General features: G+C 63.0%; 21 protein-coding genes and 1 tRNA gene. 18 read left to right on the top strand and 4 right to left on the bottom strand.

The window, feature by feature from the left end; translation table 11 throughout:
* The first annotated feature begins 9 nt into the window (after positions 1-9).
* From D3872_RS14755 to D3872_RS14770, 4 genes are all read left to right on the top strand, one after another.
* Complete coding sequence (locus tag D3872_RS14755; RefSeq protein WP_119811553.1) at positions 10-864, top strand: enoyl-CoA hydratase family protein; 855 nt, start codon at positions 10-12, stop codon at positions 862-864.
* Complete coding sequence (locus D3872_RS14760) at positions 864-2027, top strand: acyl-CoA dehydrogenase family protein (RefSeq protein ID WP_119811519.1); 1164 nt, start codon at positions 864-866, stop codon at positions 2025-2027. Before D3872_RS14755 ends, D3872_RS14760 begins: the two co-directional genes overlap by 1 nt.
* 3 nt (positions 2028-2030) lie before the next feature.
* A complete protein-coding gene (locus D3872_RS14765) occupies positions 2031-2423 on the top strand; it encodes a RidA family protein (protein WP_119811520.1) in 393 nt (130 codons plus the stop codon).
* 135 nt (positions 2424-2558) lie between these two features.
* Entirely contained in the window at positions 2559-2999 is a 441-nt protein-coding gene (locus D3872_RS14770; protein ID WP_147373891.1) for a CCDC90 family protein, read from the top strand.
* Between the two features lie 204 nt (positions 3000-3203).
* Here the strand turns inward: D3872_RS14770 and D3872_RS14775 are convergent, their stop codons facing one another.
* The gene (locus D3872_RS14775; RefSeq protein ID WP_119811522.1) at positions 3204-4295 is read right to left on the bottom strand and encodes a type I restriction endonuclease; all 1092 of its coding nucleotides are present in this window, start codon (positions 4293-4295) and stop codon (positions 3204-3206) included.
* Positions 4296-4675: 380 nt separating this feature from the next.
* Between D3872_RS14775 and D3872_RS14785 the strand changes: the two genes are divergently transcribed.
* The 10 genes from D3872_RS14785 to D3872_RS27065 all read left to right on the top strand — a co-directional run bounded on the left by D3872_RS14785 (position 4676) and on the right by D3872_RS27065 (position 15984).
* Positions 4676-4750: transfer RNA gene (locus D3872_RS14785), tRNA-Arg, on the top strand.
* Between the two features lie 36 nt (positions 4751-4786).
* On the top strand, positions 4787-6688 hold the full coding sequence (locus tag D3872_RS14790; protein ID WP_119811524.1) for an ATP-binding cassette domain-containing protein: 1902 nt from the start codon (positions 4787-4789) through the stop codon (positions 6686-6688).
* Between the two features lie 18 nt (positions 6689-6706).
* A complete protein-coding gene (locus D3872_RS14795) occupies positions 6707-7444 on the top strand; it encodes a CAAX prenyl protease-related protein (RefSeq protein ID WP_229459339.1) in 738 nt (245 codons plus the stop codon).
* Positions 7445-7516: 72 nt separating this feature from the next.
* A complete protein-coding gene (fcl, locus tag D3872_RS14800; RefSeq protein ID WP_119811526.1) occupies positions 7517-8476 on the top strand; it encodes a GDP-L-fucose synthase in 960 nt (319 codons plus the stop codon).
* A 108-nt stretch (positions 8477-8584) separates the two neighbouring features.
* The gene (gene wecB / locus D3872_RS14805; RefSeq protein WP_119811527.1) at positions 8585-9694 is read left to right on the top strand and encodes a non-hydrolyzing UDP-N-acetylglucosamine 2-epimerase; all 1110 of its coding nucleotides are present in this window, start codon (positions 8585-8587) and stop codon (positions 9692-9694) included.
* Between the two features lie 55 nt (positions 9695-9749).
* On the top strand, positions 9750-10748 hold the full coding sequence (gene galE, locus D3872_RS14810; protein ID WP_119811528.1) for a UDP-glucose 4-epimerase GalE: 999 nt from the start codon (positions 9750-9752) through the stop codon (positions 10746-10748).
* Positions 10749-10764: 16 nt separating this feature from the next.
* Positions 10765-11913: a nucleotidyltransferase family protein gene (locus D3872_RS14815; RefSeq protein WP_119811529.1), complete on the top strand. Its 1149-nt coding sequence runs from the start codon at positions 10765-10767 to the stop codon at positions 11911-11913.
* Positions 11914-11934: 21 nt separating this feature from the next.
* On the top strand, positions 11935-13353 hold the full coding sequence (locus tag D3872_RS14820) for a mannose-1-phosphate guanylyltransferase/mannose-6-phosphate isomerase (protein ID WP_119811530.1): 1419 nt from the start codon (positions 11935-11937) through the stop codon (positions 13351-13353).
* Positions 13354-13401: 48 nt separating this feature from the next.
* Complete coding sequence (locus tag D3872_RS27060; protein ID WP_274381724.1) at positions 13402-13527, top strand: hypothetical protein; 126 nt, start codon at positions 13402-13404, stop codon at positions 13525-13527.
* A 318-nt stretch (positions 13528-13845) separates the two neighbouring features.
* A complete protein-coding gene (locus D3872_RS27065) occupies positions 13846-15984 on the top strand; it encodes a putative bifunctional diguanylate cyclase/phosphodiesterase (RefSeq protein WP_119811531.1) in 2139 nt (712 codons plus the stop codon).
* Here D3872_RS27065 and murJ read toward each other — a convergent pair.
* Positions 15965-17515, bottom strand: a complete 1551-nt coding sequence (gene murJ / locus D3872_RS14830; protein ID WP_119811532.1) for a murein biosynthesis integral membrane protein MurJ — start codon at positions 17513-17515, stop codon at positions 15965-15967. The two genes, D3872_RS27065 and murJ, sit on opposite strands and share 20 nt — an antisense overlap.
* 254 nt (positions 17516-17769) lie before the next feature.
* On the opposite strand from murJ, the gene rpsT reads away from it, so the two are divergent.
* Positions 17770-18036, top strand: a complete 267-nt coding sequence (rpsT, locus tag D3872_RS14835) for a 30S ribosomal protein S20 (protein WP_119811533.1) — start codon at positions 17770-17772, stop codon at positions 18034-18036.
* A 171-nt stretch (positions 18037-18207) separates the two neighbouring features.
* Here rpsT and D3872_RS14840 read toward each other — a convergent pair whose 3' ends face one another.
* Positions 18208-18657, bottom strand: coding sequence for a DUF192 domain-containing protein (locus D3872_RS14840; RefSeq protein ID WP_119811534.1), 450 nt, complete (start codon positions 18655-18657; stop codon positions 18208-18210).
* 76 nt (positions 18658-18733) lie between these two features.
* Positions 18734-19291, bottom strand: coding sequence for a pseudouridine synthase (locus D3872_RS14845; RefSeq protein WP_119811535.1), 558 nt, complete (start codon positions 19289-19291; stop codon positions 18734-18736).
* A gap of 205 nt (positions 19292-19496) precedes the next feature.
* On the opposite strand from D3872_RS14845, the gene D3872_RS14850 reads away from it, so the two are divergent.
* From D3872_RS14850 to D3872_RS27070, 3 genes are all read left to right on the top strand, one after another.
* Positions 19497-21728: an NADP-dependent isocitrate dehydrogenase gene (locus D3872_RS14850; protein ID WP_119811536.1), complete on the top strand. Its 2232-nt coding sequence runs from the start codon at positions 19497-19499 to the stop codon at positions 21726-21728.
* Between the two features lie 282 nt (positions 21729-22010).
* Complete coding sequence (gene icd / locus D3872_RS14855; protein WP_119811537.1) at positions 22011-23264, top strand: NADP-dependent isocitrate dehydrogenase; 1254 nt, start codon at positions 22011-22013, stop codon at positions 23262-23264.
* A 413-nt stretch (positions 23265-23677) separates the two neighbouring features.
* A complete protein-coding gene (locus D3872_RS27070) occupies positions 23678-26509 on the top strand; it encodes a methyl-accepting chemotaxis protein (protein WP_274381725.1) in 2832 nt (943 codons plus the stop codon).
* The last annotated feature ends 76 nt before the right edge of the window (positions 26510-26585 follow it).

Below are 26585 nucleotides of genomic sequence, written 5' to 3' on the forward strand. Positions count from 1 at the left end.
GAGCACTACATGCGTTACCTACCAGGCGAGCAGCACGCGCTGCCCGGCAATCGCGTCACGCTGGCGGACTACGCGGCGAAGCACTTCAGGCTGGAGGTGGCGAACAAGGTCGCCACCATCACGCTCAACCGGCCCGAACGCAAGAACCCATTGACCTTTGAGTCCTACGCCGAATTGCGCGACCTGTTCCGCGGCGTGGCCTATGCCGACGACGTCAAGGCGGTCGTCATCACCGGCGCCGGCGAGAACTTCTGTTCGGGTGGCGACGTGCACGACATCATCGGCCCGCTGACGAAGCTGGACATGCCCGGCCTGCTGGCATTTACCCGCATGACGGGCGACCTGGTGAAAGCCATCCGCGCCTGCCCGCAACCGGTGATCAGCGCGGTGGACGGCATTTGCGCCGGCGCCGGGGCGATCCTGGCGCTGTCCTCGGACATGCGCTACGCGACCGAGCGCAGCAAGACCGCCTTCCTGTTCACCCGCGTCGGCCTGGCCGGCTGCGACATGGGCGCCTGTGCGCTGCTGCCGCGGCTGATCGGACAGGGCCGCGCCAGCGAGCTGCTGTACAGCGGCCGCGCGATGACCGGCGTCGAGGGCGAGCGCTGGGGCTTCTTCAACAGCCTGCATGCACCGGAGGAACTGCTGGCGGCGGCGCAGGCGATGGCGCAGTCGCTGGCCGACGGCCCGACCTTCGCGCACGGCATGACCAAGAAGATGCTGCAGCAGGAGTGGAACATGGGTGTGGACGAGGCGATCGAGGCGGAAGCCCAGGCCCAGGCCATCTGCATGGCCACCAACGACTTCCACCGCGCCTACCATGCCTTCGTGGCGAAGCAGCGCCCCGCATTCGAGGGCGACTGATGGCAGACAAATCTTACCTGGACTGGCCTTTCTTTACGCCCGCGCATGCGGCGCTCGAACAGTCGCTCGATGCATGGGCTTCCCAGCATGTGCGCGACGCGCACGGCAAGGACGTCGACGCAGCCTGCCGCCAGCTGGTGCGCCAGCTGGGCGAGGGCGGCTGGCTGGAGCATGCGGTGGCGCCGGGCGACGGTCCGATCGACACCCGCGCGATCTGCCTGGTGCGAGAAACGCTGGCGCGCCATAGCGGACTGGCCGACTTCGCGTTCGCGATGCAGGGACTGGGCTCGGGTGCCATCTCGCTGTTCGGCAGCACTGACAATCGCGCGCGCTACCTGCCGCGCGTGGCCAAGGGCGAGTCGATTGCAGCCTTCGCGCTGTCGGAGCCGCAGGCCGGTTCGGACGTGGCCGCGATGCAGTGCGCTGCTGTGCCGGACGGCGACAGCTATGTGCTCAATGGCGAGAAGACCTGGATTTCGAACGGCGGCATCGCCGACTTCTACGTGGTGTTTGCGCGCACCGGCGAGCAGCCGGGCGCGCGCGGCATCAGCGCCTTCATCGTCGACGCCGATACGCCCGGCTTCGAGATCGCCGAGCGCATCGAAGTGATCGCGCCGCATCCGCTGGCGCGGCTGCGCTTCGACAAATGCCGCGTGCCGGCCAGCGCCCGCCTTGGCGAGGCTGGGCAGGGCTTCAAGGTGGCGATGGCAACGCTGGACGTGTTCCGCACCTCGGTGGCGGCGGCGGCGCTGGGCTTCGCGCGGCGTGCCTTCGACGAGGCGCTGGCGCATGCGAAGTCGCGCAAGATGTTCGGACAGACCCTGGCCGACTTCCAGCTGACCCAGGCAAAGCTGGCCGAGATGGCGACCGGCATCGATGCCTGCGCGCTGCTGACCTACCGCGCCGCATGGCAGCGCGACCAGGGCCGCAAGGTGACGATGGAAGCGGCGATGGCGAAGATGAGCGCGACCGAAACGGCGCAGCGCGTGATCGATGCGGCGGTGCAGATGTTCGGCGGCCTTGGCGTCGTCAGCGAGCATCCGGTCGAGCGCCTGTACCGCGAGATCCGCGCGCTGCGCATCTACGAAGGCGCAACCGAAGTACAGCAACTGATCATCGCGCGCGAACTGCTGCGCGATGCAACGCCACCGAAGAAAGACTAAGCAATGGATATCCTTCAACCAGCAGGCTGGGCGCGTCCGCGCGGCTATGCGAACGGCGTGGCGGCAAGCGGGCGCACGGTATGCGTCAGCGGCATGATCGGGTGGGACGGGCGGGGCGTGTTCCACACCGAGGACTTTGCCGGGCAGGTGCGCCAGGCGCTGCAAAATGCGGTGGAGGTGCTGGCCGAGGCCGGCGCCGGCCCTGAACACATCGTGCGCATGACCTGGTACGTGGTGGACAAGAACGAATACCTGGGCGCGCAAAAGGCGATCGGCGCGGCTTACCGCGACATCATCGGCCGCCACTATCCGGCCATGACGGCGGTCCAGGTCGCCGGTTTGATCGAGGACAAGGCGAGGGTGGAGATCGAGGTGACGGCCGTCGTCCCGGCGTAAACTTGGCGTTTGGGCCGCAGCCGCGGCCTTCACCCAAGGATTGCGCCAATGAATTCCGCACTGCCGGAACCGCCACCCGATCCGGATGACACGGACGCCGTTGCACCGGCACGACGCGCGGAGTAGGATGCATCGGTGGACAAGCGACTCACCGTTTTGGAAACGCGTTTCGACGCGATCTTGCCGACCCTTGCAACGAAGGGCGACCTGGCGGAGTTGCGCGGCGCAACGAAGGCTGACCTGGCGGAGTTGCGCGGCGAGATGGCGCTTGGATTCGAACGCAACCGCGCCGACATGGCTGCCCTGTCCGAAAAACTACACCTGGACATGAATGACAGTTCCTCCAAGCTACACCAGGAGATGAACAAGATGTTCCAGCGTCTCCTCCTCTGGATGATCGGTATTTGGCTTACCTCCAGCCTGGCCATTTTCGGCGGCACGCTCGCCATCATGGACACGATGCTCGACGGCCTGCGCGACGATATCAGGCAGGTGAAGGCAGCCGTGGTTTCCGATGCAAGGCAAGCGCCCGCGGCCGTTCCCGCACAGGCGCCGCTCAGTACCGGGCCCGGCTGAACGCGCCTGTCGTACGCGATCCACGCCGCCGTTCGTTGTAAAAAAACTGACTCATTAACTTAGGACTGGATCGGCCGCAGTTGTTCAAGGCGCTGGTCATTACGCTGTTCGGCTCGGAGTGACAATTCAGACAGCGTTGCATCAATCCGCGCAATTCGCACGCGCGGTTGGCGGCATTCGTCGGATGACTGCTTCCTGAACCAATCACGCTGGGGAGCGTTCCGATTGCTGTAGATGTACACCTACAGAGGCCTTAAGCAGCTCCGCATGGTCATAAATGTCATCGACAGAAGAAAGCGGAATTCGTTCTTCTTCTTTCTCCGCATTGAAAACCCCGAGACAAAGCTTCTCGGCATTGTTAAAGCGAAGTCGGCAAATCGGCTTTCGATTATTATCATCGAGAAGAATGGCGCAGTACGACTGGGCGTCGCGCATGTGCACTCGCTTGGGACTTACGGTTTCACGTAGGATCGCGCGTACAATATGGAATCCTTCTACCTCTTCTGGAGTCGTGATAATTTGCGACTCCGTTGGGTCGCTTGCCGGCTCGACTAGCTGTGCGGGCATTGAGGTACTGGGCTCAAGTGCCATCGCTCCCTTGAGACGATCGTTGATGCGCTCACTTACGAGTTGGTCGAACGCACGTTTGGTTATGGCAGTAAATTGATCCTTCAATGCCGACGTGAATCGCTTACTCCCGCAAATTTCGGAGGATACTAAGCGAACGAAGTCTTCCGACGGATTCATTATCCAATCCGACAGTTTGTTCTGGATCGCCCGTGTGTACTTAAGCTCGTTTGCGGTCGTAAGGATCGTATCAACATCAAAAGCGGTTTTTGCGAATTTTTTTAGTTCATCGATGTCGCGGTCCTTAAAATCGAGAATGTTAAACTCGAAGAATGGTGTGCGATCCATCTTGTTCGGCTCTTCAAGGTCAGTGAAGAACCTGTAAACCAAGCCATTCGTTAGAACACCAAAGCGGGCCGACGTTACGTGGAAATAGCGGAATAACTGGCCGGCATGATCGACACTCAAGTCGCCACCGGACCGTTTGCACTCGAAAAGCATGATAGGTTTACCCTCGCGAAGAATCGCGTAGTCGACCTTCTCACCTTTCTTCATCCCGATATCAGCCACCAGTTCGGGGGTAACTTCATTCGGATCGAAAACGTTATAACCCAGCGCGTGAATGAACGGCATGATCATTGCGTTCTTTGTCGCCTCCTCCGTTTGGATCATGTCTTTAGTCGCCTGAATACGACCACCGAGGGCACGCAATTGATCGATTAAGTCCATTTTTTTCCCCGAGAAGGATTGATGTCTGGAGAATTCTACGCTTCGTTCCTTCGGGAAATCTACCGAATTGTTGCACAATCGGCATTGAGCACAGGTCCTTGATCGAAATCAATACACGGACTCAGATGTCGTGGCAGTAACGAATGAGGGGATGAGCGCCCAGCGCAGCCGCTTGAGGATCTCCGGCAGCCGGTAAGGCTTTGACACGAAGGCGAATTCGTCGATGTCGCCCTGCTGCTCGTAGTATGGATGAGCTAGCTGTTCAGGACGCTTGGGCGTCAATCGTGCGACGTGGAAATGCGCTGCGGAGGGCGCGTGCCCGGCCGGGAGTGTCATTGTTGGCCCGGCGCTGGTACAATAGCAGGCTGCAACATGCGTGTGTCGCCATAGTACAATGGATAGTACAAGGTCCTCCTAAGACTTAGATGCAGGTTCGATTCCTGCTGGCGACACCAGTTGTTCCTTCCCCCGCCCCGCACCGGTACACATCTATGGCAGTCATCTCTCTCTCGTCGGCACAGCTGGCGTTCGGCCACGTCGCCTTGCTCGACCACGCAGAATTTTCCCTCGAAACCGGCGAACGCGTCGGCCTGATCGGCCGCAACGGCACCGGCAAGTCCTCGCTGCTGAAGATCATTTCGGGCCGCCAGCGCCTCGACGACGGCCTGCTGGTCATGCAGCAGGGCGTGAAGATCGCCTATGTCGAGCAGGAACCGGTGTTCGACCCGGCCACGTCGGTATTCGACGCGGTCGCCGCCGGCATGGGCGAGCAGGCCGCGATGCTGGCCGAGTACGAGACCCTGACCGGCCAGTTCGGCCAGGGTGACGACGACGCGCTGATGGAGCGCATGCACGAATTGCAGCTGCGCCTCGACGCCACCGACGGCTGGAGCATGCAGAACAAGGTCGACACCACTCTCGACCGCCTCAACCTGACCGGCGCCGCGCTGATGGGCACGCTCTCGGGCGGGATGCAGAAGCGCGTGGCGCTGGCGGTGGCGCTGGTGTCGGCGCCCGATGTATTGCTGCTCGACGAGCCGACCAACCACCTCGACTTCAAGTCGATCATGTGGCTCGAAGGCCTGCTGCGCGACTTCAAGGGTTCGGTGCTGTTCATCACCCACGACCGCAGTTTCCTCGACAACGTCGCCACCCGCATCATCGAACTCGACCGCGGCCGCCTGCTGTCGTTCCCTGGCAACTTCAGCACCTACCAGGCCCGCAAGGCCGAGCTGCTGGAAAACGAGGAAGTCGAGAATGCCAAGTTCGACAAGTTCCTGGCACAGGAAGAAGTGTGGATCCGCAAGGGCGTCAAGGCGCGCCGCACCCGCGACGAAGGCCGCGTGCGCCGCCTCGAAGCGCTGCGCCTGCAGCGCGTCGCGCGCCGCGACCAGCAGGGCCAGGTACGGCTCGACGTCGGCTCGACCGAGCGTTCCGGCAAGATCGTGGCCGACCTCGAGAACGTGTCGAAGGCGTACGGCGACAAGGTCATCATCAAGGACTTCACCGCGACTATCCTGCGGGGCGACAAGGTAGGCCTGATCGGGGCCAACGGCGCCGGCAAGACGACCTTGCTGAAAATTATCCTCGGCGAGGAAACGGCCGACAGCGGCACGGTCAAGCTCGGCACCAAGCTGCAGGTCGCGTACTTCGACCAGATGCGCTCGCAGCTGAACGAGGAAGCTTCCCTGATGGATACCATCGCCCCGGGCAGCGACTACGTCGAAGTCAATGGCCAGCGCAAGCACGTGATGAGCTACCTGGGCGACTTCCTGTTCGCGCCCGAGCGCGCGCGCTCGCCGGTCAAGTCGCTGTCGGGCGGCGAACGCAACCGCCTGCTGTTGGCGCGCCTGTTCGCCAAGCCGGCCAATTGCCTGGTGCTGGACGAGCCGACCAACGACCTCGACATCGACACCCTGGAACTGCTGGAAGAACTGCTGGAAGACTACGCCGGCACCGTGTTCCTGGTCAGCCACGACCGTACCTTCCTCGACAACGTCGTCACGCAAGTGGTGGTGGCCGAGGGCGAGGGCCGCTGGCGCGAATTCGTGGGCGGCTACACCGACTGGGAACGCGTCAAGGCGCTGGCCCCGGCGCCGGCGGCAAAACCGGCGGCCAAGGCGGCGCCTGCGGCCGCCCCCGCAGAAATGCTAGTTACGAAAAAGATAAAGTTAAGTTACAAGGAACAGCGCGAGCTGGAGGAGCTGCCGCTGCTGATCGCGAGCCTCGAAGACGAGCAGAGCGCGATCACGCTGCAACTGAACGCTCCGGATTTCTACAAGACCAACCCGGCCGACGCGCGCCGCATCAATGCGCGTTTCGCCGAGATCGAGGAAAAGCTGCTGGTGGCGCTCGAACGCTGGGAGGAAATCGAGGCTCGCGCGAACGGGTAAACAACCGACGGGAGAGCCATGCCACCGAAAGACCAGCAGCCCGGAACCGCCGCCGTCATGGCGGACGCCGGGCGCGGGGCCGCCGACGCCCCGTTGTTGAACCGCGCCGCCTGGGCGCGCATCCTTCCCTTCCTGACCTATCTCTTTTTCCTCCTGGTCGCCGACCTGCTCGCGCGATTCGGATGGCATGCCGACGACCTGAGATGGCTGTATGCCGTCAAGATCGGTGCCGTCATGCTGATGCTGTTCCTGTTCCGAAAACACTACACCGAGCTGTACGACGCAAGCCTGGGCGCGCGCGCCGCGATCGTTGCGCTGGTCACCGGCGCAGTGGTGCTGGTGCTGTGGATCAGCCTGGATGCGGACTGGATGGCGGTCGGTTCGGCGCCCGGCTTCAAGCCGGTGACCGATGGCCGCATCGACTGGCTGATGGTGGCGGTGCGCATCTTCGGCGCCGCGCTGGTGGTGCCCGTGATGGAAGAATTGTTCTGGCGCTCATTCCTGATGCGGTGGATCGAAACGCCCGATTTCGAGAGGCTTGACCCTTCGCAGGTGAAATGGAAGGGCTTCGCGATTACCGTTTTATTGTTCGGCTTCGAGCACAATCTCTGGTTGGCGGGCATGGTCGCCGGCGCGGCTTATAATCTTTTATATGTCCGGCACCGGTCGTTGTGGTCGCCGATCTTAGCCCATGCTTTGACAAACGGCCTGCTGGGCGTGTGGATTGTTTACACCGGTAGCTGGAATTACTGGTAGCCGACAGGCCATGGGGGCGCAAACTGCTGAAGTCTCATGGCCATAACGTAGCAATTTCATTGGAGTGAAGTTTTGAACAAACCACGCATTTTCGTCGCCGGCCACAAGGGGCTGGTAGGTTCCGCCATCGTCCGCGTGCTGGAGCGCCAGGGCGGCGCCGACATCGTCACTCGAAGCCGCGCCGAACTGGAACTGACCGACCAGGCCCAGGTCCGCGAATTCTTCCGCAGCGAGCGCATCGACCAGGTCTACCTGGCCGCCGCCAAGGTGGGCGGCATCCACGCCAACAATACCTATCCGGCCGAGTTCATCTACGACAACATGATGGTGCAGGCCAACGTGGTGCACGAAGCGTGGAAGAGCGGCGTGCAGAAGCTGTTGTTCCTCGGCTCGTCCTGCATCTACCCGCGCCTGGCCGGGCAGCCGATCCGCGAGGAATACCTGATGAGCGGCGCGCTGGAGCCGACCAACGAGCCGTACGCGATGGCCAAGATCGCCGGCATCAAGCTGTGCGAGAGCTACAACCGCCAGTACGGCACCGACTACCGCAGCGTGATGCCGACCAACCTGTACGGTCCGGGCGACAACTACCACCCTGAAAACAGCCACGTGATCCCGGCCCTGATCCGGCGCTTCCATGTAGCGAAGGTCAATGCCGCACCGGAAGTGGTGATCTGGGGCAGCGGGCGGCCGATGCGCGAATTCCTGTACGTCGACGACATGGCCGAGGCCAGCGTGCATGTGATGCAGCTCGACCGCGAGACCTACGGCGCCAACACCGACCCGATGAACTCGCACATCAACGTCGGCACCGGCCAGGATGTCACCATCGCCGAGCTGGCTGGGCTGGTAGGCAAGGTGGTCGGTTACCAGGGCAGCATCGTGTTCGACGCCAGCAAGCCCGACGGCACGCCGCGCAAACTGCTCGACGTGGCCAAGCTGCGCGGCCTTGGCTGGAGCGCGAAAACCACGCTGGCCGACGGCCTCGGCAGCGCCTACGGTGCGTTTCGCGCGACCCTGGACGAGCGTTAAGAAGCAGCCGGGCGCGGCGCTGCGGCTCGTGTCCGCAAAAAACACGCCGCGCTGCTCGACTGTCGGTTTAAAATATCATTTTTTTTAACGTTCGACAGAAGGTCAGCTATGCCGACGATTTACCTGGTTGCGGGCGCCCGCCCTAATTTCATGAAGATCGCGCCGATCGTGCGCGCGCTCCAGGCACAGGATGCATTGTCGTTCAAGATCATCCACACCGGCCAGCATTACGACCGCGACATGAACGAGGTGTTCTTCGAGGAGCTGGGCATTCCGCAGCCTGACGTGTTCATGGCCGCCGGCGGCGGCAGCCACGCCCAGCAGACCGCCAAGATCATGGTCGGCTTCGAGGAACTGTGCGTGGCCGAGCGCCCCGCCGCGGTGCTGGTTGTCGGCGACGTCAATTCGACGCTGGCCTGCTCGATCGTCGCCAAGAAGCTGAATATCCCGGTGGCCCACGTCGAAGCGGGGCTGCGCAGCGGCGACATGACGATGCCCGAGGAGATCAACCGCCTCGTCACCGACAGCATCTCCGACTGGTTCTTCGTCACCGAGCCGGCTGCGCTGGAGCACCTCAGGCGCGAAGGCAAGCCGGACGACGCGGTCCACTATGTCGGCCACGTGATGGTCGATAACGTGCTGTACCAGGCCGACAAGCTGGCCCACACCGACACCAGCGGCTTCGAGACCGCGTCCTTCAAGGCGGCGCGGGTCGAAGCGAAGCAGCGCTACGGCGTGGTCACGCTGCACCGCCCGAGCAATGTCGACGACGCGGAAAACTTCGCCCGCATCGGCGGCGCGCTGCGCGAGATATCCCGGGAACTGCCGCTGATCTTCCCGGTGCACCCGCGCACCCGCGCCAACCTGGACAAGTTCGGCATCGACCTGGGCCCGAACGTCGCGCTGGCCGGCCCGCAGGCCTACATGGCCTTCCTCAACCTGTGGAAGGACGCGGCGGTGGTGCTGACCGACAGCGGCGGCCTGCAGGAAGAGACCACCGCGCTGGGTGTGCCTTGCGTGACGATTCGCGAGAATACCGAGCGCCCGGTCACGGTCGACGAAGGTTCCAACGTGCTGGCCGGGACCGACCCGGAAAAAATCCTGCTCGAAGCGCGCAAGGTGCTGCGCGGCGAAGGCAAGACCGGTCGCCGCCCGCACCTGTGGGACGGCAAGGCGGCCGAGCGCATCGTCGCGATCCTGGCGCGGCGTATCGCATGAGCGGCCCGGCGCTGGCAAGGTGCCGCAGCGGGTTTATCGGACAATTGGAAAACAGATGAAGATATTGGTCACAGGCGGCATCGGCTACATCGGCTCGCATACCTGCGTCGAGCTGCTGGGCGCGGGGCACGAAGTGGTCGTCTACGATAACCTGTCGAATGCCGACAAGGCGGTCGGCCGGCGGGTCGAACAGATCACCGGCAGGAAGATCGAATTCGTCGAGGGCGACATCCGCGACCGCGCCGCGATGGAGGCTGCGTTTTCCGCGCACGCGGTGGAGGCGGTGATCCACTTCGCAGGACTGAAGGCGGTGGGCGAATCGGTGGCGCAGCCGCTGCGCTACTACGACAACAACGTCTACGGCAGCGTGGTGCTGTTCGAGACCATGGCCAAATTCAATGTGAAAACCGTGGTGTTCTCGTCGTCGGCCACCGTCTACGGCGACCCGGCCAGCGTGCCGATCCGGGAAGACTTCCCGCTGTCTGCCACCAATCCCTACGGCCGCAGCAAGCTGATGATCGAGGAAATCCTGCGCGACGTCGCCGTGGCCGACCCGCAGTGGCGGATCGCGCTGCTGCGCTACTTCAACCCGGTCGGCGCGCACGAAAGCGGCCTGATCGGTGAAGAGCCAAGCGGCATCCCCAACAACCTGGTGCCCTACATCGCCCAAGTGGCCGAGGGCCGGCGCGAATTCCTGTCGGTCTACGGCGGCGATTACCCGACCCCGGACGGCACCGGCATGCGCGACTACATCCACGTGGTGGACCTGGCCATCGGGCACGTCAAGACACTCAGCAAGCTGGCGACAGCTCCCGGCGTAGTTACATACAATTTAGGCACCGGGCACGGTAACTCCGTTCTGGAAATGGTACGCGCTTTCGAGCAGGCTTGCGGCAAGCCCATTCCTTACAAGATCGTCGACCGCCGTCCCGGCGACATCGCCAAATGTTATGCCGACCCGTCCCGCGCGCAAACCGAGCTGGGCTGGAAAGCCGAACGCACCATCGCGCAGATGTGCGCCGACGCATGGCGGTACCAGTCAACGCCGAAGTAACAGTGAGGATGCGTCAATGAAAGCCATGATTCTCGCAGCGGGCAAGGGAACACGCGTGCGCCCGCTCACCTACGATTTGCCAAAACCTATGATTCCCTTGCTGGGCAAGCCGGTGATGGCCTACCTGGTCGAACACCTGGCCAAGTACGGCATCACGGAAATCATGGTCAACGTCAGCTACCTGCACGACAAGATCGAGGAGTACTTCGGCGAGGGCCACCGGTTCGGTGTGCAGATCGGCTATTCATTTGAAGGTTATACCAACAACGTCGGTGTCGTGGTGCCGCAGCCGATCGGGTCGGCAGGCGGGCTCAAGAAAATCCAGGAATTCGGCGGCTTCTTCGACGAAACCACCATCGTGCTGTGCGGCGACGCCGTCATCGACCTCGACATCAAGTCGGCCCTGTTCGAACACCGCCGCAAGGGCGCGCTGGCCTCGGTCATCACGCGCGAGGTGCCGTGGGATAAGGTATCGAACTACGGTGTGGTGGTCACCGACAAGGACGGGCGCATCACCCAGTTCCAGGAAAAGCCCAGCAAGCAGGAGGCGCTGTCGAACTTCATCAGCACCGGCATCTACATCTTCGAACCCGAAGTGATCGACCTGATCCCGTCCGGCGTCACCTTCGACATCGGCTCCCAGCTGTTCCCGCTGATGGCCGAACGCGGGCTGCCTTTCTATGCTCAGAAACGCCCGTTCAACTGGCTCGACATCGGCAGCGTGGCCGACTACTGGTCGGTGCTGCAGGACGTGCTGAAGGGTGAAGTGGCGCACATGGACGTGCCCGGCATCCAGGTCGAGGACGAGGTCTGGGTCGGGCTCAACACCAGCATCGACTGGAACGGCACCGTGATCAAGGGCCCGGTTTACATCGGCTCGGGCTGCCGCATCGAACCAGGCGTGACGATCATCGGCCCGACCTGGATCGGGCATGGCAGCCACATCTGTGAAGGGGCCGAAGTGGTGCGCAGCGTGTTGTTCGAGTACACGAGGGTGTTGCACGATGTAACGTTGCATGAAATGATAGTGTTCAAGGATTATAGTGTCGACCGCGCAGGTGAAATGAAACATAGCTCGGAGTACTCGTCCGAAGAGTGGATCAATGCGCGCGACCGCCGCCGCCACCGGCGCAGCGGGGGCGAGTTCGCTTTTGTTGCGAAATAGGAATTATATAAAAGGGAACGTATGAAAATTTATCCAGTCATCCTCTCCGGCGGCGCCGGCACCCGTTTGTGGCCGCTCTCGCGCGCGGTGCTGCCGAAGCAGCTGCTCCCACTGGTGACCGACCGCACCATGCTGCAAGAGACGGCGCTGCGGGTGAAGGACTGGCCGGAGCTGATGGCGCCGCTGGTGGTCTGCGGCAATGACCACCGCTTCATGGTGGCCGAACAGATGCGCGAAGCCGGCATCACGCCGCTGGGCATCCTGCTGGAGCCGGCCGGGCGCAACACCGCGCCGGCGGTGGCCGCGGCCGCCAACTACCTGAAGGCGATCGATCCACAGGCGGTGATGCTGGTGTTGCCGGCCGACCACGTCATCAAGGACGCCAAGGCCTTCGCCACCGCCGTCTCGCGCGCCGCCAATACGGTGCGCGACGGCGCCCTGGCCACCTTCGGCATCGTGCCGACCGCGCCGGAAACGGGCTATGGCTACATCCGCCGCGGCGCCTCGGTCAGCGGCGCCGACGACTGCTACAAGGTCGAACGCTTCGTCGAAAAGCCAGACCGCGAAACCGCCGAGGGCTTTGTCGCCGACGGCGACTACTACTGGAACAGCGGCATGTTCCTGTTCCGCGCCGAGACCTACCTGGCCGAACTGGGGCAGTTTCGCCCTGAAATCGCCAGCGCCGCCGAAGCGGCGGTGCGCCTGGGCTACCGCGACCTCGATTTCTGCCGCCTGGACGAAGCCGCCTTTGCCGGCAGCCCGTCCGATTCGATCGACTACGCCGTGATGGAGCGTACCGCGCATGCGGTGGTGGTGCCGGCCGATATCGGCTGGAGCGACGTCGGCTCGTGGTCGGCGCTGTGGGAAGTGCAGCAGCGCGACGCCGACGGCAACGTGCAGCGCGGCGACGTCTACCTCGACGGCGTGTCGAACTCGCTGGTGCGCGCCGAGAGCCGCATCGTGGCCGTGGTCGGCGTGTCCGACCTGGTGGTGGTGGAAACCCCGGATGCGGTACTGGTGGCGCACAAGGACCAGGTCCAGCGCGTCAAGCAGGTGGTCGACCACCTGAAGTCGAAGGAACGCACCGAGCACCTGCACCACACCAAGGTCTACCGTCCGTGGGGCTACTACGAGGGCATCGACGCCGGCGACCGCTTCCAGGTCAAGCGCATCTGCGTCAAGCCGGGCGAGAAACTGTCGCTGCAAATGCACCACCACCGTGCCGAACACTGGGTGGTCGTCAGCGGCACCGCGCGCGTCACCTGCGGCGAAAAGGTCAGCCTGCTGGCCGAAAACGAATCGACCTACATCCCGATCGGCATGAACCACCGCCTGGAAAACCCAGGCAAGGTGCCGCTGCACATCATCGAAGTGCAGTCGGGCAGCTATCTGGGCGAGGACGACATCGTCCGCTTCGAGGATATCTACAAGCGCTCCTGAGCGCCCCGTCAACAAGAGGCTTCGGCCTCTTTTTTTTCGGGCCTGGTGATGATCGGCGACATTGGCGGCGTGACCGGCGTGTACAGCCTGCCGGCGGCGCGGCCGCTCAAGGTGGGCAATTTCGACGCGCGCGCGGCCGGGCAGGGCGCCACGGCGCCGGGCGCGGTGCAGTAGGAGGCGCAGGAGCCGCCGGAAGAAGAGGACGGCGGCGACAAGGAAAGCGAGGACCGCAGGACGATGCGGCCGAAGCCGACACCGGTTGCAAAATCGCCACAGGTGTTACCGACGGCTAACGAATTCGCTCGCGTCCTGGCCATGCGGGCCGGGTAGCGTGCTACTATATTGACATGCAGTAAAGTGCAAACGAACAACAATAAAAACAGCCTGAGTAGTTGGTTGTTTTGCAAAACCCGCCCAGGCGGGTTTTTTTTCGCGTGCGACTCGCCCGCTGCCCTACACTGAGATTATTGTTAGCCGACAGCGGTGACGAAGATGAGCCAGGATGATCGCCAGCGTAAGGAAAGCGAGCGCTTGCAACTGGCGCTCGACGCGGCCGAACTGGTGCCGTGGGAGAACGACTTGCTCGCCGGCGGGCTGCGCATTTTCGCCGAGCTCGGCTATAGCGAGGAGGAAGCGGCCGCCTTGCTGGGCGAACCGCTGTCGCTGGTTCATCCGGACGACGTGGGGGAAATGACCGCCGCGCTGAGCCGCCATTTGTCCGGCGTCTCGGCCCACTACCGTTGCGAATTCCGCCTGCGCGACCACAGCGGCGCCTGGGTCTGGTATGCAAACCACGGCAAGATCGTCGAGGGCGATGGCGCGGCGCCCGCCCGCCGCCTGGTTGGCGTTGCCTTCAATATCGACGAACGCAAGCAGGTCGAGGCGCGCCTGCATGAGCAGCAGCGCCTGCTGGCCGAAAGCGAGGCGCGCCACCGCGAACTGCTGCGCAACCTGCACACGGGGATCGTCGCCCACGCGCCCGACTCGAGCATCTTGTACAGCAACCCGCGCGCTTCGACACTGCTGGGCGTGTCCGAGGCCCAGATGCGCGGCATGGTGGCGCGCGATGGCGCGTGGTGTTTCGTCGACGAGGAGAGCAGGCGGATGGAGGTGGGGGACTATCCGGCCGTGCGCGTGATCCGCACCCACCAGCCGGTGGAAGGCCTGGTCGTCGGCGTGCGGCAGGGCGTGGACAAGGATATCGTCTGGCTGCTGGTGAACGCCTTTCCCGTCTTCGACAACGACGGCAATATCAAGCAGGTGATCGTCAATTTCGACGACATCTCGGCGCGCAAGCTGGCCGAGGAAAAGATCCACCACCTGGCGTTCTACGATCCGCTGACCGGCCTGCCCAACCGGCGCCTGCTGATGGACCGCCTGCAGGCCGCGCTGGCCGCGTCGGCGCGCACCCACCAGTTTGGCGCGGTGCTGTTCCTCGACCTCGACAACTTCAAGGCGATCAACGACGTGCTTGGCCATGCGGCCGGCGACATGCTGCTGGTGGAGGTGGCGGCGCGCATCGGCGCCTGCCTGCGCGAAGTGGACATGGTGGCGCGCATCGGCGGCGACGAATTCGTGGTGCTGATCGGCGATATCGCGGTCGACCCGGAAGAGGCCTCGCAGCGCACCGCGCACATCGCCGAAAAGATCCGCTTCGCGGTGGCGATGCCGTACTGGCTCAAGAGCAGCGAACAGCGTACCTCGCCCAGCATCGGCATCAGCCTGTTCAGCGGCCACCGGAGCGAGGCCGACACCGTGCTGCGCCAGGCCGACATGGCGATGTACCGGGCCAAGGATGCCGGCCGCAACACCATGCGTTTCTTCAGCGCGGCCATGCAGCAGGCGGTGGAAAGCCGCGCCGCGCTCGAGGCCGACCTGCGCAGCGCGGTCAGCGGCAGGCAGCTGTGCCTGTACTACCAGATCCAGGTCGATGCGGCCCAGCGCATCGTCGGCGCCGAGGCGCTGGTGCGCTGGCTCCACCCGCGCAAGGGACTGGTGGCGCCGGGCCGGTTCATCCCGATCGCGGAAGAGTCGGCGCTGATCCTCGAAATCGGCGGCTGGGTGCTGGAAACCGCCTGTGCCCAGCTGGCGCGCTGGCAGGAGGACCCGGCCCTGCGCCAGCTGACCCTCGCCGTCAACGTCAGCGCGCGCCAGTTCCGCCAGGCCGATTTCGTCGACATGCTGCGCGCGATGCTGGAGCGCCACCGCTTCGAGGTATCGCGCCTGAAACTGGAACTGACGGAGTCCATGGTGCTGAGCGATGTGACCGACGTGGTGGTGAAGATGAAAGCGCTGCGCGGCCTCGGGCTGGTGCTGTCGATGGACGATTTCGGCACCGGTTACTCGTCGCTGGCCTACCTGAAGAAGCTGCCGCTCGACCAGCTGAAGATCGACCAGAGCTTCGTGTGCGACGTGACGTCCGACGCAGCCGATGCGGGCATGGTCAAGACCATCCTCGACCTGGCCCGCAACTTCAGCCTGGAGGCGATTGCCGAAGGGGTGGAGACGGAAGGCCAGCTGGCCTTCCTGAAGAAGCATGGGTGCGGCGTCTACCAGGGCTTCCTGTTCGGGCGGCCGGTGCCGCTGGACGTGTTCGAAGCGCTGACCAGGGCTACTTTCCGCGGCGTTTGAAGTCGCCCAGGCGGAAGCCGAGCGCGAACAGCACCGCGAAATAGGCGGCGCCGCTGGCGGCGACGATGGCGAACAGCGCCCCCGCGCGCAGCCACGGCGTGGCCCGCATCGCGGCCCAGTCCAGCTGCCCCGCGCAGTACCAGGAAAGCAGCCCCATCACGCTGACGGCGATGGCCAGCTTGAGGAAGAAACCGATCCAGCCCGGCTGTGGCACATAGATGCCGCGGCGGCGCAGGCCGGTGTACAGGAAGCCGGCGTTCAGGCAGGCGCCCAGGCCGATCGACAGCGCCAGGCCGGCCACCGCGAATACCGGCACGAACACCACGTTCATCAGCTGGGTGAACACCAGCACGCCGACCGCGATGCGCACCGGCGTGCGCACATCCTGGCGCGCATAGAAGGCCGGCGCCAGGGTCTTGACCAGGATGATGCCGATCAGGCCGACGCTGTAGGCCACCAGCGGCTCCGAGGAGGTGGTGATCGCGGCCACGGTGAATTTACCGTAGTGGAACAGGGTGGCGATCATCGGCTCGGCCAGCGTGGCCAGCCCGACGGCGGCGGGCAGGGCCAGCAGGAAGGTCAGGCGCAGGCCCCAGTTGAGCAGGGCGCTGTATTCGGCGTGGTCTTCGTCGACGCTGGCTTTCGACAGGCTGGGCAGCAGTACCGTGCCGAGCGCGACGCCCAGCATGGCGGTCGGGAATTCCATCAGGCGGTCGGCATAGCTGAGGGCCGACACGCTGCCTTCGTCCAGGCGCGAGGCGATGCCGGTGTTGATCAGGAGGCTGATCTGGGCGGCGGACACGGCGAACACCGCCGGGCCCATCTTGCGCAGCATGCGCATCACGCCCGGGTCGCGCAGGGCGCGCAGCGGGTTCATCGAGATCCGCGGCAGCATGCCGATCTTCTTCAGTGCCGGGATCTGGATGCCGACCTGCAGCAGCCCGCCGACGCACACCGCCGCCGCCATCGCATAGATCGGCTGTTCCAGGTAGTTGACCAGGACCAGCGACGCCAGGATGAAGGAGATATTGAGCAGCACCGGCGTGAAGGCCGGAATCTTGAACTGGCGCCAGGTGTTGAGGATGCCGCCGGCCAGCGCGACGAAGGACATGCAGGCTATGTAAGGGAACATCCAGCGCGTCATGACGACGGCGGCGTCGAAGGCCTGCGGCGTGTCGTCGGGCCGGCCCATGATCCACAAGATCAGCACCGGCGCGGCGATGATGCCGACCAGGCTGGTCAGCAGGGTCGACCAGACCAGCACCGTGGCGACGTGGTCGGCCAGCGCGCGGGTTTCGGCTTCGCCGTGCTGGTTTTTATATTCCGACAAGATCGGCACGAAGGCCTGCGAAAACGCGCCTTCGGCGAACAGCCGGCGCAGCAGGTTGGGGATGCGGAAGGCGATCAGGAAGGCGTCGGTATAGGCGGAGGCGCCAAACGCGCGCGCAAACAGGCTTTCGCGCAGCAATCCGGTGACGCGGGACAGCATCGTCATGCTGGAGACGGCTGCCAGGGTTTTGAGCAAGTTCATGGGGCAAGATTATATCCCGGCAACAGTGTGGCTTCGCCCGGCACGCACGCCACATCCAAACTTTATTGTTGATTTTAGAATTGCCCTGAAAGGATTATGGCGTTATAATCGAAGGCTGTACAAAATTCTGTTTCGCAGACACTAATGTTTGGCAGGCACTGGTTTGACTCACATGGTTCTTCGGCAGCAATGAAACCGGTTTGACAGACGCAAATGTCCGCAAACGCAACTTTGACCCCGATTTAGGAAATTCCATGGCAAATACCGCACAGGCACGCAAGCGTGCTCGTCAAGCAGTCAAACAAAACGCTCACAACTCCGCTCAGCGTTCGACCCTGCGCACCGCTATCAAGGCAGTTCGCAAGGCAATCCAGGCTGGCGACAAGGCAGCTGCAACCACGATTTTCCAGGCATCCGTGTCGAAGATCGACAGCATCGCTGACAAGAAGATCATCCACAAGAACAAGGCAGCTCGCCACAAGAGCCGCCTGGCAGCAGCCCTGAAAGCGCTGGCAGCTTAATAGCGTCGCGTTTCGGAAGGCCGGCTGCGCCGCCTTTCCGCTGACTGAGCCAGTTCGACTGGACCGAGAACCCGCCTGACGATGGTCGCGCGGGTTTTTCGCTTTGGTTCGCCAGGGCTTGTCCTGGTTGTAAAGCCCGCCTGACCTGGGTCATGCGGGCTTTTTGCCGACTTACTTCGGCAGGCCCGGCAGGCCGCCGATGGCGCTGCCCGGCTTGATGTTCTTCTGCTTGAACCAGCCAAGGTTCATTTCGAGCGCATACTTGACCGGCTTGGTGGAGCAGTGGCTGTCCAGCGTTTGCGGTTTCATGTCTTCGATGTTGACGATCTTGCCCTCAAGGTCGATGAAGGCGACAGACAAAGGCAGCAGGGTATTCTTCATCCACATGCACTGGCTGGTCGGCTGGTCGAACACGAACACCATGCCGTGGTTGTTTTGCATCTTCTCGCGGAACATCAGGCCTTGCTGGCGCTGGGCGTCGGTCTGGGCGACTTCGGCCTGGATCAGGTGCATGCCGGCGGTCAGCTGGGTGTTGCCGAAGCGGGCAGGCTGCTGCGCGCCTGCGCCGGCGGCGCAAAGTGCGAGCGCGGCGGCGGCCAGGGTGGCGATAGTTTTTTTCATGGTCAGTATCGTGGTGAGGGTGGCAGATTAAGCCATGGGGCTTGGGCGAGCGTCAAGTAAGCGGGTGTAACGATTGTTATTTCAAATCTCCCGCGGAGACTTCCATCGACTCCCCCGGCATCAAGGGATGCGTCGCCAGCGAATATGGCCCGATGCTGCTGCGGACCAGGCGCAGCGTCGGCAGTCCAACGGCCGCCGTCATCCGGCGCACCTGGCGGTTCTTTCCTTCCTGTAGCGTGATCGCGATCCAGCTGGTCGGCTTGTCCGCGCGCTGGCGGATCGGCGGGTTGCGCGGCCACAGCCACTCGGGCTCGGCGATGCGCACCGCCTTGCATGGCTTGGTGACAAAGTCGCCCAGGTCGATCGGCGCCTGCAGCTTCGCCAGCGCGCCGGCATCGGCCACGCCGTCCACCTGCACCAGGTAGGTCTTTGCCTCCTTGTGGTCGGGATGGGCGATCTGGTGCTGCAGGCGGCCGTCGTCGGTCAGCAGCATCAGCCCTTCGCTGTCGGCGTCGAGCCGGCCGGCGGGGTAGATGTTGGGCGTGGCAATGTAATCGGCGAGCGACTCGCGTCCGTCCTGCGGAGTAAACTGGCAAAGTACCTGGAACGGCTTGTTAAATAGGATCAGGGGCATAGGGTGTGGCGGCAGCCTTTCAGCATCGAAAGCCAAGTGTTCGTGTCTTAAAACCGTAGCGCCTAGTAAAATACTGGTGCATAATGTGAAACGCGCCTCTTATGTCTTATAGAAGACCTTCGGGGCCCGTATCCATAATTGTAACCAGTTTCAGAATCCAGACCTATCCATCGCGGCACCGTTCGCGAATACCGAGGAAAAGCGCATGAGCAGTGATCAGACCATCATTTACACCCTGACCGACGAGGCGCCGCTGCTGGCAACCCATGCCTTCCTGCCAGTCGTCAGCACCTTCGCCAAAGCCGCAGGCATCACCGTCGAGAAGAGCGACATCTCGGTGGCGGCGCGCATCCTGGCTGCCTTCCCCGAGCGCCTCAAGCCCGAGCAGCGCGTGCCGGACGCCTTGGCGGAACTCGGCAAGTTAACCCTCACGCCGGAAGCCAACATCATCAAGCTGCCTAACATCAGCGCCTCCGTGTCGCAGCTGGAAGCGGCCATCGAGGAACTGCAGGGCAAGGGCTACGACATCCCCGACTATCCGGCCGCCCCGAAGACCGACGAAGAAAAGGACATCAAGGCCAGGTACGCCAAGTGCATCGGTTCGGCAGTGAACCCGGTTCTGCGTGAAGGGAACTCCGACCGCCGCGCCCCCCGCGCCGTCAAGGAATACGCCCGCAAGAACCCGCACTCGATGGGCGAATGGTCGGCAGCCTCGCGCACCCACGTCTCGCACATGACCGAAGGCGACTTCTACCACGGCGAAAAGTCGATGACGGTCAAGGGCGCGCGCGACGTCAAGATGGAACTGATCACCACGAGCGGCAAGGCCATCGTGCTCAAGCAAAAGGTGGCCCTGCAGGACGGCGAGATCATCGATTCGATGTTCATGAGCCGCAAGGCCCTGCTGGCGTTCTACGCAAAGCAGATCGAAGACGCGAAGAACACAGGCGTGATGTTCTCGCTGCACGTCAAGGCGACCATGATGAAGGTGTCGCACCCGATCGTGTTCGGCCACTGCGTGCGCATGTTCTACAAGGAAGCGTTTGAGAAGCACGGCGCCCTGTTCGACAGCCTGGGCATCAACGTCAACAACGGCATGGCCGACCTGTACAACAAGATCGCCGACCTGCCGGTGTCGCAGCGCGATGAAATCGTACGCGACATCCACGCCTGCCAGGAAAACCGTCCGGCGCTGGCGATGGTCGATTCGGCCAAGGGCATCACCAACTTCCATTCGCCGAACGACGTCATCGTCGACGCCTCGATGCCGGCGATGATACGCGCCGGGGGCAAGATGTACGGTGCCGACGGCCGCCTGAAGGAAGTCAAGGCCGTGATTCCGGAGAGTACCTTCGCCCGCATTTACCAGGAGATCATCAACTTCTGCAAATGGCACGGCGCGTTCGATCCGAAGACCATGGGCACCGTGCCGAACGTGGGCCTGATGGCCCAGCAGGCCGAAGAGTACGGTTCGCACGACAAGACCTTCGAGATCCCGGAAGACGGCGTGGCCAACATCACCGACCTGGCAACGGGCGAAGTGCTGCTGTCGCAAAACGTCGAACAGGGCGACATCTGGCGCATGTGCCAGGTCAAGGACGCGCCGATTCGCGACTGGATCAAGCTGGCCGTCACGCGCGCGCGCAACTCCGGCATGCCGGCGGTGTTCTGGCTCGACCCGTACCGTCCGCATGAAAACGAGCTGATCACGAAGGTCAGGACCTACTTGAAGGACCACCACACGAGCGGCCTGGACATCCAGATCATGTCGCAAGTGCGTGCGATGCGTTACACGCTTGAGCGCCTGAAACGCGGTCTGGACACCATTTCGGTTACCGGCAACATTCTGCGCGACTACCTGACCGACCTGTTCCCGATCCTGGAACTGGGCACCAGTGCCAAGATGCTGTCGATCGTTCCATTGATGGCAGGTGGCGGCATGTACGAAACGGGTGCGGGCGGTTCGGCGCCGAAGCACGTGCAGCAGCTGGTGGAAGAAAACCACCTGCGCTGGGATTCGCTGGGCGAGTTCCTTGCGCTCGCCGTGTCCTTCGAAGACCTCGGCCTCAAGACCGGCAACGCCAAGGCCAAGATCTTAGCCAGCACGCTCGACGCCGCCACCGGCAAGTTGCTCGACAACCGCAAGTCGCCGTCGCCCAAGACCGGCGAACTCGACAACCGCGGCAGCCAGTTCTACCTGTCGCTGTACTGGGCGCAGGAACTGGCCGCGCAGACCGACGACACCGAACTGGCCGCGCATTTCGCGCCGCTGGCCAAGTCGCTGGCGGAGAACGAAGCGAAGATCGTGGCCGAGTTGCTGGCCGTGCAGGGCAAGCCGGTCGATGTGGGCGGCTACTACAAGCTTGACGAGGCGAAAGTGTCCGCAGCCATGCGTCCTAGCGCCACCTTCAACGACGCGCTCGGAGCACTGGCGTAATTTCCGCCTTGGTGCTCTGATGGCCGAAAAGAACCCGCCCGGTCAAGATGGCCGCGGCGGGTTTTTTTACGCGCGCTCAGGAGGCCAGAGTGGCTTTCGTGGCTTTTGCCTCTAAAAATCATCTGGCTCCGCCAGGGATTTTTGTCTGACTAAGCCAATCAAAAGTAGGTTTTCACTTTTGATTGATATAAACTTAATGGTTTATGCAAGAGTGGCCGCCAGCCAAGGTGGGGGCGGTCGCGCCACGTCGCAGTCGCGCACGAGTCCAATTGGGAGAACACAATGTACCAACATATCACCGTCCCGGCCGATGGCCAGAAAATCGCCGTCAACACCGATCTGTCGCTCGCGGTCCCGGATAATCCGATCGTTCCCTTCATCGAAGGCGACGGCACCGGCATCGACATCACCCCGGTCATGATCAAGGTAGTCGATGCCGCGGTGGCCAAGGCCTACGGCGGCAAGCGCAAGATCAGCTGGATGGAAATCTTCGCCGGCGAAAAATCGACCACCGTGTACGGCCCTGACGTATGGCTGCCGGAAGAGACCCTGGATGCGCTGAAGGACTACGTCGTATCGATCAAGGGCCCGTTGACCACGCCAGTCGGCGGCGGCATCCGTTCACTGAACGTGGCACTGCGCCAGCAGCTCGACCTGTACACCTGCCTGCGTCCAGTGCGCTACTTCGCCGGCGTGCCTTCGCCGCTGAAACAGCCTGAGAAGACCGACATGGTCATCTTCCGCGAAAACTCGGAAGACATCTACGCGGGTATCGAATGGCAGCAGGGCTCCGACGGCGTCAAGAAACTGATCGAGTTCCTGACCAAGGAAATGGGCGTCAACAAGATTCGCTTCCCTGAAACCTCGGGCATCGGCATCAAGCCGGTGTCGATCGAAGGTACCGAGCGCCTGGTGCGCAAGGCGATCCAGTACGCCATCGACAACGACAAGCCTTCCGTGACCATCGTTCACAAGGGCAACATCATGAAGTACACCGAAGGCGGCTTCCGTGACTGGGCATACGCACTGGCACAGAAGGAATTCGGCGCAGAGCTGATCGACGGCGGCCCATGGTGCAAGTTCAAGAATCCAAAGACCGGCAAGGACATCATCGTCAAGGATTCGATCGCCGACGCGTTCCTGCAGCAGATCCTGCTGCGTCCGGCAGAGTACAGCGTCATCGCGACCCTGAACCTGAACGGCGACTACATCTCCGACGCGCTGGCGGCACAGGTTGGCGGCATCGGCATCGCGCCAGGCGCAAACCTGTCGGATTCGGTTGCGATGTTCGAAGCGACCCACGGCACCGCGCCTAAGTACGCAGGCAAGGACTACGTGAACCCGGGTTCGCTGATCCTGTCGGCTGAAATGATGCTGCGCCACATGGGCTGGGTTGAAGCAGCTGACCTGATCATCGTATCGATGCAGAAATCGATCGCGTCGAAGAAAGTCACCTACGACTTCGCACGCCTGATGGAAGGCGCGACCCAGGTGTCGTGCTCCGGCTTCGGCGACGTGATGATCGAAAACATGTGATCCTGTCTCCTGACGCGTCCTGTAAGCCCTTGATTTTCCTAAGGAAATTCAAGGGCTTTTGTTTTGGCTCGTCCCATAGGTGTAGAGACCATCAAAAAATTCTGCAATTCGCACCAAATCAGCGCGGCGTTATGCCATCAACGTGCGTCGCTGCCGCCTGTTGCACCGCGATGAGGTTTCCGCTCACGCAGTGCGCCTCGAGTACCGTCGGCACACGTGAGCCAGCGTGCGGTCATCCGGCCAGCCGCAATCCATCTGGGACCTGGCACATGCTTTGCTTATGTAATAGCGCGCGCCAACGACGGCGCCACTCATCGTGACAAGGGCGTCTCGTCGAATGCCGAAAGGCATGGACGAACGCCCTTTTTGTATTTCAGTCGCGATCCGCAGAGCAGGCACAGAAAGGTCAGGGCATGAGTGCATTACTTGGACGTTTGCGAATGTGGCAGAAGCTGACCATCTTCGGTATCCTGGGGATCGTGATGGCGCTGCCGCCCCTGGTGATTTACCTGCGCGCCAGCAATGCAGCTATCGGCGCGGTGCAAACCAAGCTGACCGGAGTCGCGCCGGCAACGGCGCTGCGGCGCGTGATCCAGCTGACACAGCAGCATCGGGAGCTGTCCGCCGGCTACCTGGCTGGTAACGAATCGTTGGCGTCGCCGCGCGCGGAGAAGCAGGCCGAGGTGGACAAGACGCTCGCGGAAGCGACCGCCATCCTGGAGCGCACTATCCAGGATCCGAAGATCATCGCCAACTGGAACCAGGCGCTGCAGGACTGGCAGGCAGTGGCGCGCGACGTGGCGCAAAAGCCTATCCAGGGCACGCAGAACTTCACCCAGCACACCTCTTTGATTGCGGCCTACCTGGAAGTGCTCGACCAGGCGTCGGAATATTTCGGACTCGCGCTCGACCCCGAGGCTGACAGCCACCAGTTGACGATGACGGGGCTGTCCTACCTGCCCAAGCTGACTGAATCGCTCGGCCAGGTCCGCGCCAAGGGGACCTTGTATCTGTTCCAGCAGGACATCACTCCCGGCGATCGCTCGCGGCTGTCATCTCAGGTCGCGGTCACCCGGGTTCAATACGAGGGCATGCGGCGCGCCATCGAGAAAATCACGGCGCGCAACGCGACGCTTGAAGCCAGGCTGGCAGCGCCGTTGAAGGAAAGCGCGGATGCCGCCGACAAAGCGTTCCTCGCAGTCGACGAACAGGTGCTCAAGCCGGACGCATTGACATTCAATTCCGGTGACTTCTTCAAGATGTACAGCGCCGCGATCGACGCGCAGTTCGCGCTTGGCGATCACACGATGACGGAACTGACAGGTATCCTGCGCGAGCGCGTGGCCGGCCTGCGGCGCGCCCAATACTCGGTGCTGGGCCTGATCGCGTTGATCATGCTGGCGGCAGTCGCAGTGGGCTTTTTCCTGACCCGCGCGATCACACAACCGATCAACGAGGCCGTGCGCGTGGCCAAGGCAGTCGCTTCGGGCGACCTGACCGCGCACATAGAGGTCAAAAGCCGGGATGAAATGGGCCAGTTGCAGCAGGCGCTGCAGGACATGAATAGCAGCCTGATCAACACTGTGAGCGCGGTGCAGGCATTGACCGGCATGATCACCACCTCCTCCGGGGAAATCGCGCAGGGCAGCGCCAACCAGTCTGAGCGCACCGACGAGCAGGCGGCCTCGCTGGAGGTGACGGCGGCGAGCATGGAAGAACTGACGTCGACGGTCAAACAGAATGCGCAGAACGCGCACGCCGCCAGCGATCTCGCGCTGAAGGCTAGTTCGATCGCTGAACGCGGCGGCGCGGCGGTGGAGCAGGTGGTGTCCACGATGGAAGAGATCAACCAGTCCTCGAAGAAGATCGCCGACATCACCGGCGTGATCGAAGGAATCGCGTTCCAGACCAACATCCTGGCGCTGAACGCGGCAGTGGAAGCTGCGCGCGCTGGCGAGCAAGGGCGAGGCTTCGCGGTGGTGGCGAGCGAGGTGCGCGGCCTGGCGCAACGTAGCGCGGCTGCGGCGAAGGAGATCAAGGAACTGATCGGCGACTCGGTGGCGCGGGTCGAGAACGGCTCGGCGCTGGTGGCGCAGGCGGGCCGCACGATGGGCGAGATCGAGCAGGCGGTGCAGCGCGTGACCGCCATCATGAGCGAGATCTCGTCGGCATCGGGCGAGCAGAGCAGCGGCATCGAGCAGGTCAACCAGGCGGTGGCCCAGATCGACCGCGCGACGCAGGAAAACGCGACGCTGGTCGGACAGTCAGTGGTGGCAGCCGAGTCGATGCGCGACCAGGCCGGGGCGCTGGCCCGCGCGCTGCGGCGGCTGTTCCGGCTGGCCTCGCCGCCGGCGGGAGCGCGTACGCAAGTCGAGCTGGCCGGCATCGAGCCGTCCCAGCAGCTGTTGCGCGTGATCCAACTGACGCAACAGCATCGGGGCATTTGTGCCGGCTACCTCGGCGGAAACCAGTCTCTGTCGTTTCCGCGCCGGCAGAAGCAGGCCGAAGTGGAACAGGCGATCGGCGCGGCCGATGCGATCATCGGACGCAGCGTCAAGGATTCGAGGCTTGTCGCGAAATGGAAAGAGGCGCTGCGGCACTGGAGCATGCTCGCCCGCGACGTGTCACGAAAATCCATCGTAAGCAGTCAGAGCCTGGTCCGTCATACCGCGCTGATCGCTCAATTCCTGGAAGCGCTGGACCAGACGGCGGACCATTTCGGGCTGGCGCTCGATCCCGAGGCCGACAGCCACCAGTTGACAATGGCGGCGCTGTTCCACCTGCCTAACCTGACCGAATCGCTTGGGCAGGCGCGCGCCCGCGGCACCTTGCACCTGTTCAAGAAAGCGATCGCGGCGGAGGACCGCTCGAAGCTGTCGGCGCTGATTGCGCTGGCCAGGGTCTATCACTATAACGCCAAGCGCGCGATCGAGCAGATTGCGCAGCGCCATCCGGCCCTCCGCGCGAAGCTGGCGGCAGCGGTGAAAGAAAGCGCCGAAGCGGCCGACACCGCATTCCGCCTGGTTGAGGAGACGGTGATCGGGGCTGAGCGGCTCAGCTTCGATTCCGCCGAGTTTTTCAACATCTATACCGACGCGATCGACAGCCAGTTCAGTTTGATCGACCGCACGATGCAGGAATTGACGGCGCTGCTGCGCGAACGTGCAGGCGGGGCGCAGGATGCATTCGTAAATCGTCGTCAAACGGGCGAAGTACATGAACTTCCGTTCGGGCGCAGCGCATGATTCACGACGACAAGGCCCATTCAGCGCCGGAAAGTGTGCCGGCGCAGGCTGGTTGATGTTTTCACCAGGCGTAAAA

The organism is Massilia cavernae (genome assembly GCF_003590855.1).
GTDB lineage: Bacteria > Pseudomonadota > Gammaproteobacteria > Burkholderiales > Burkholderiaceae_D > Telluria_A > Telluria_A cavernae.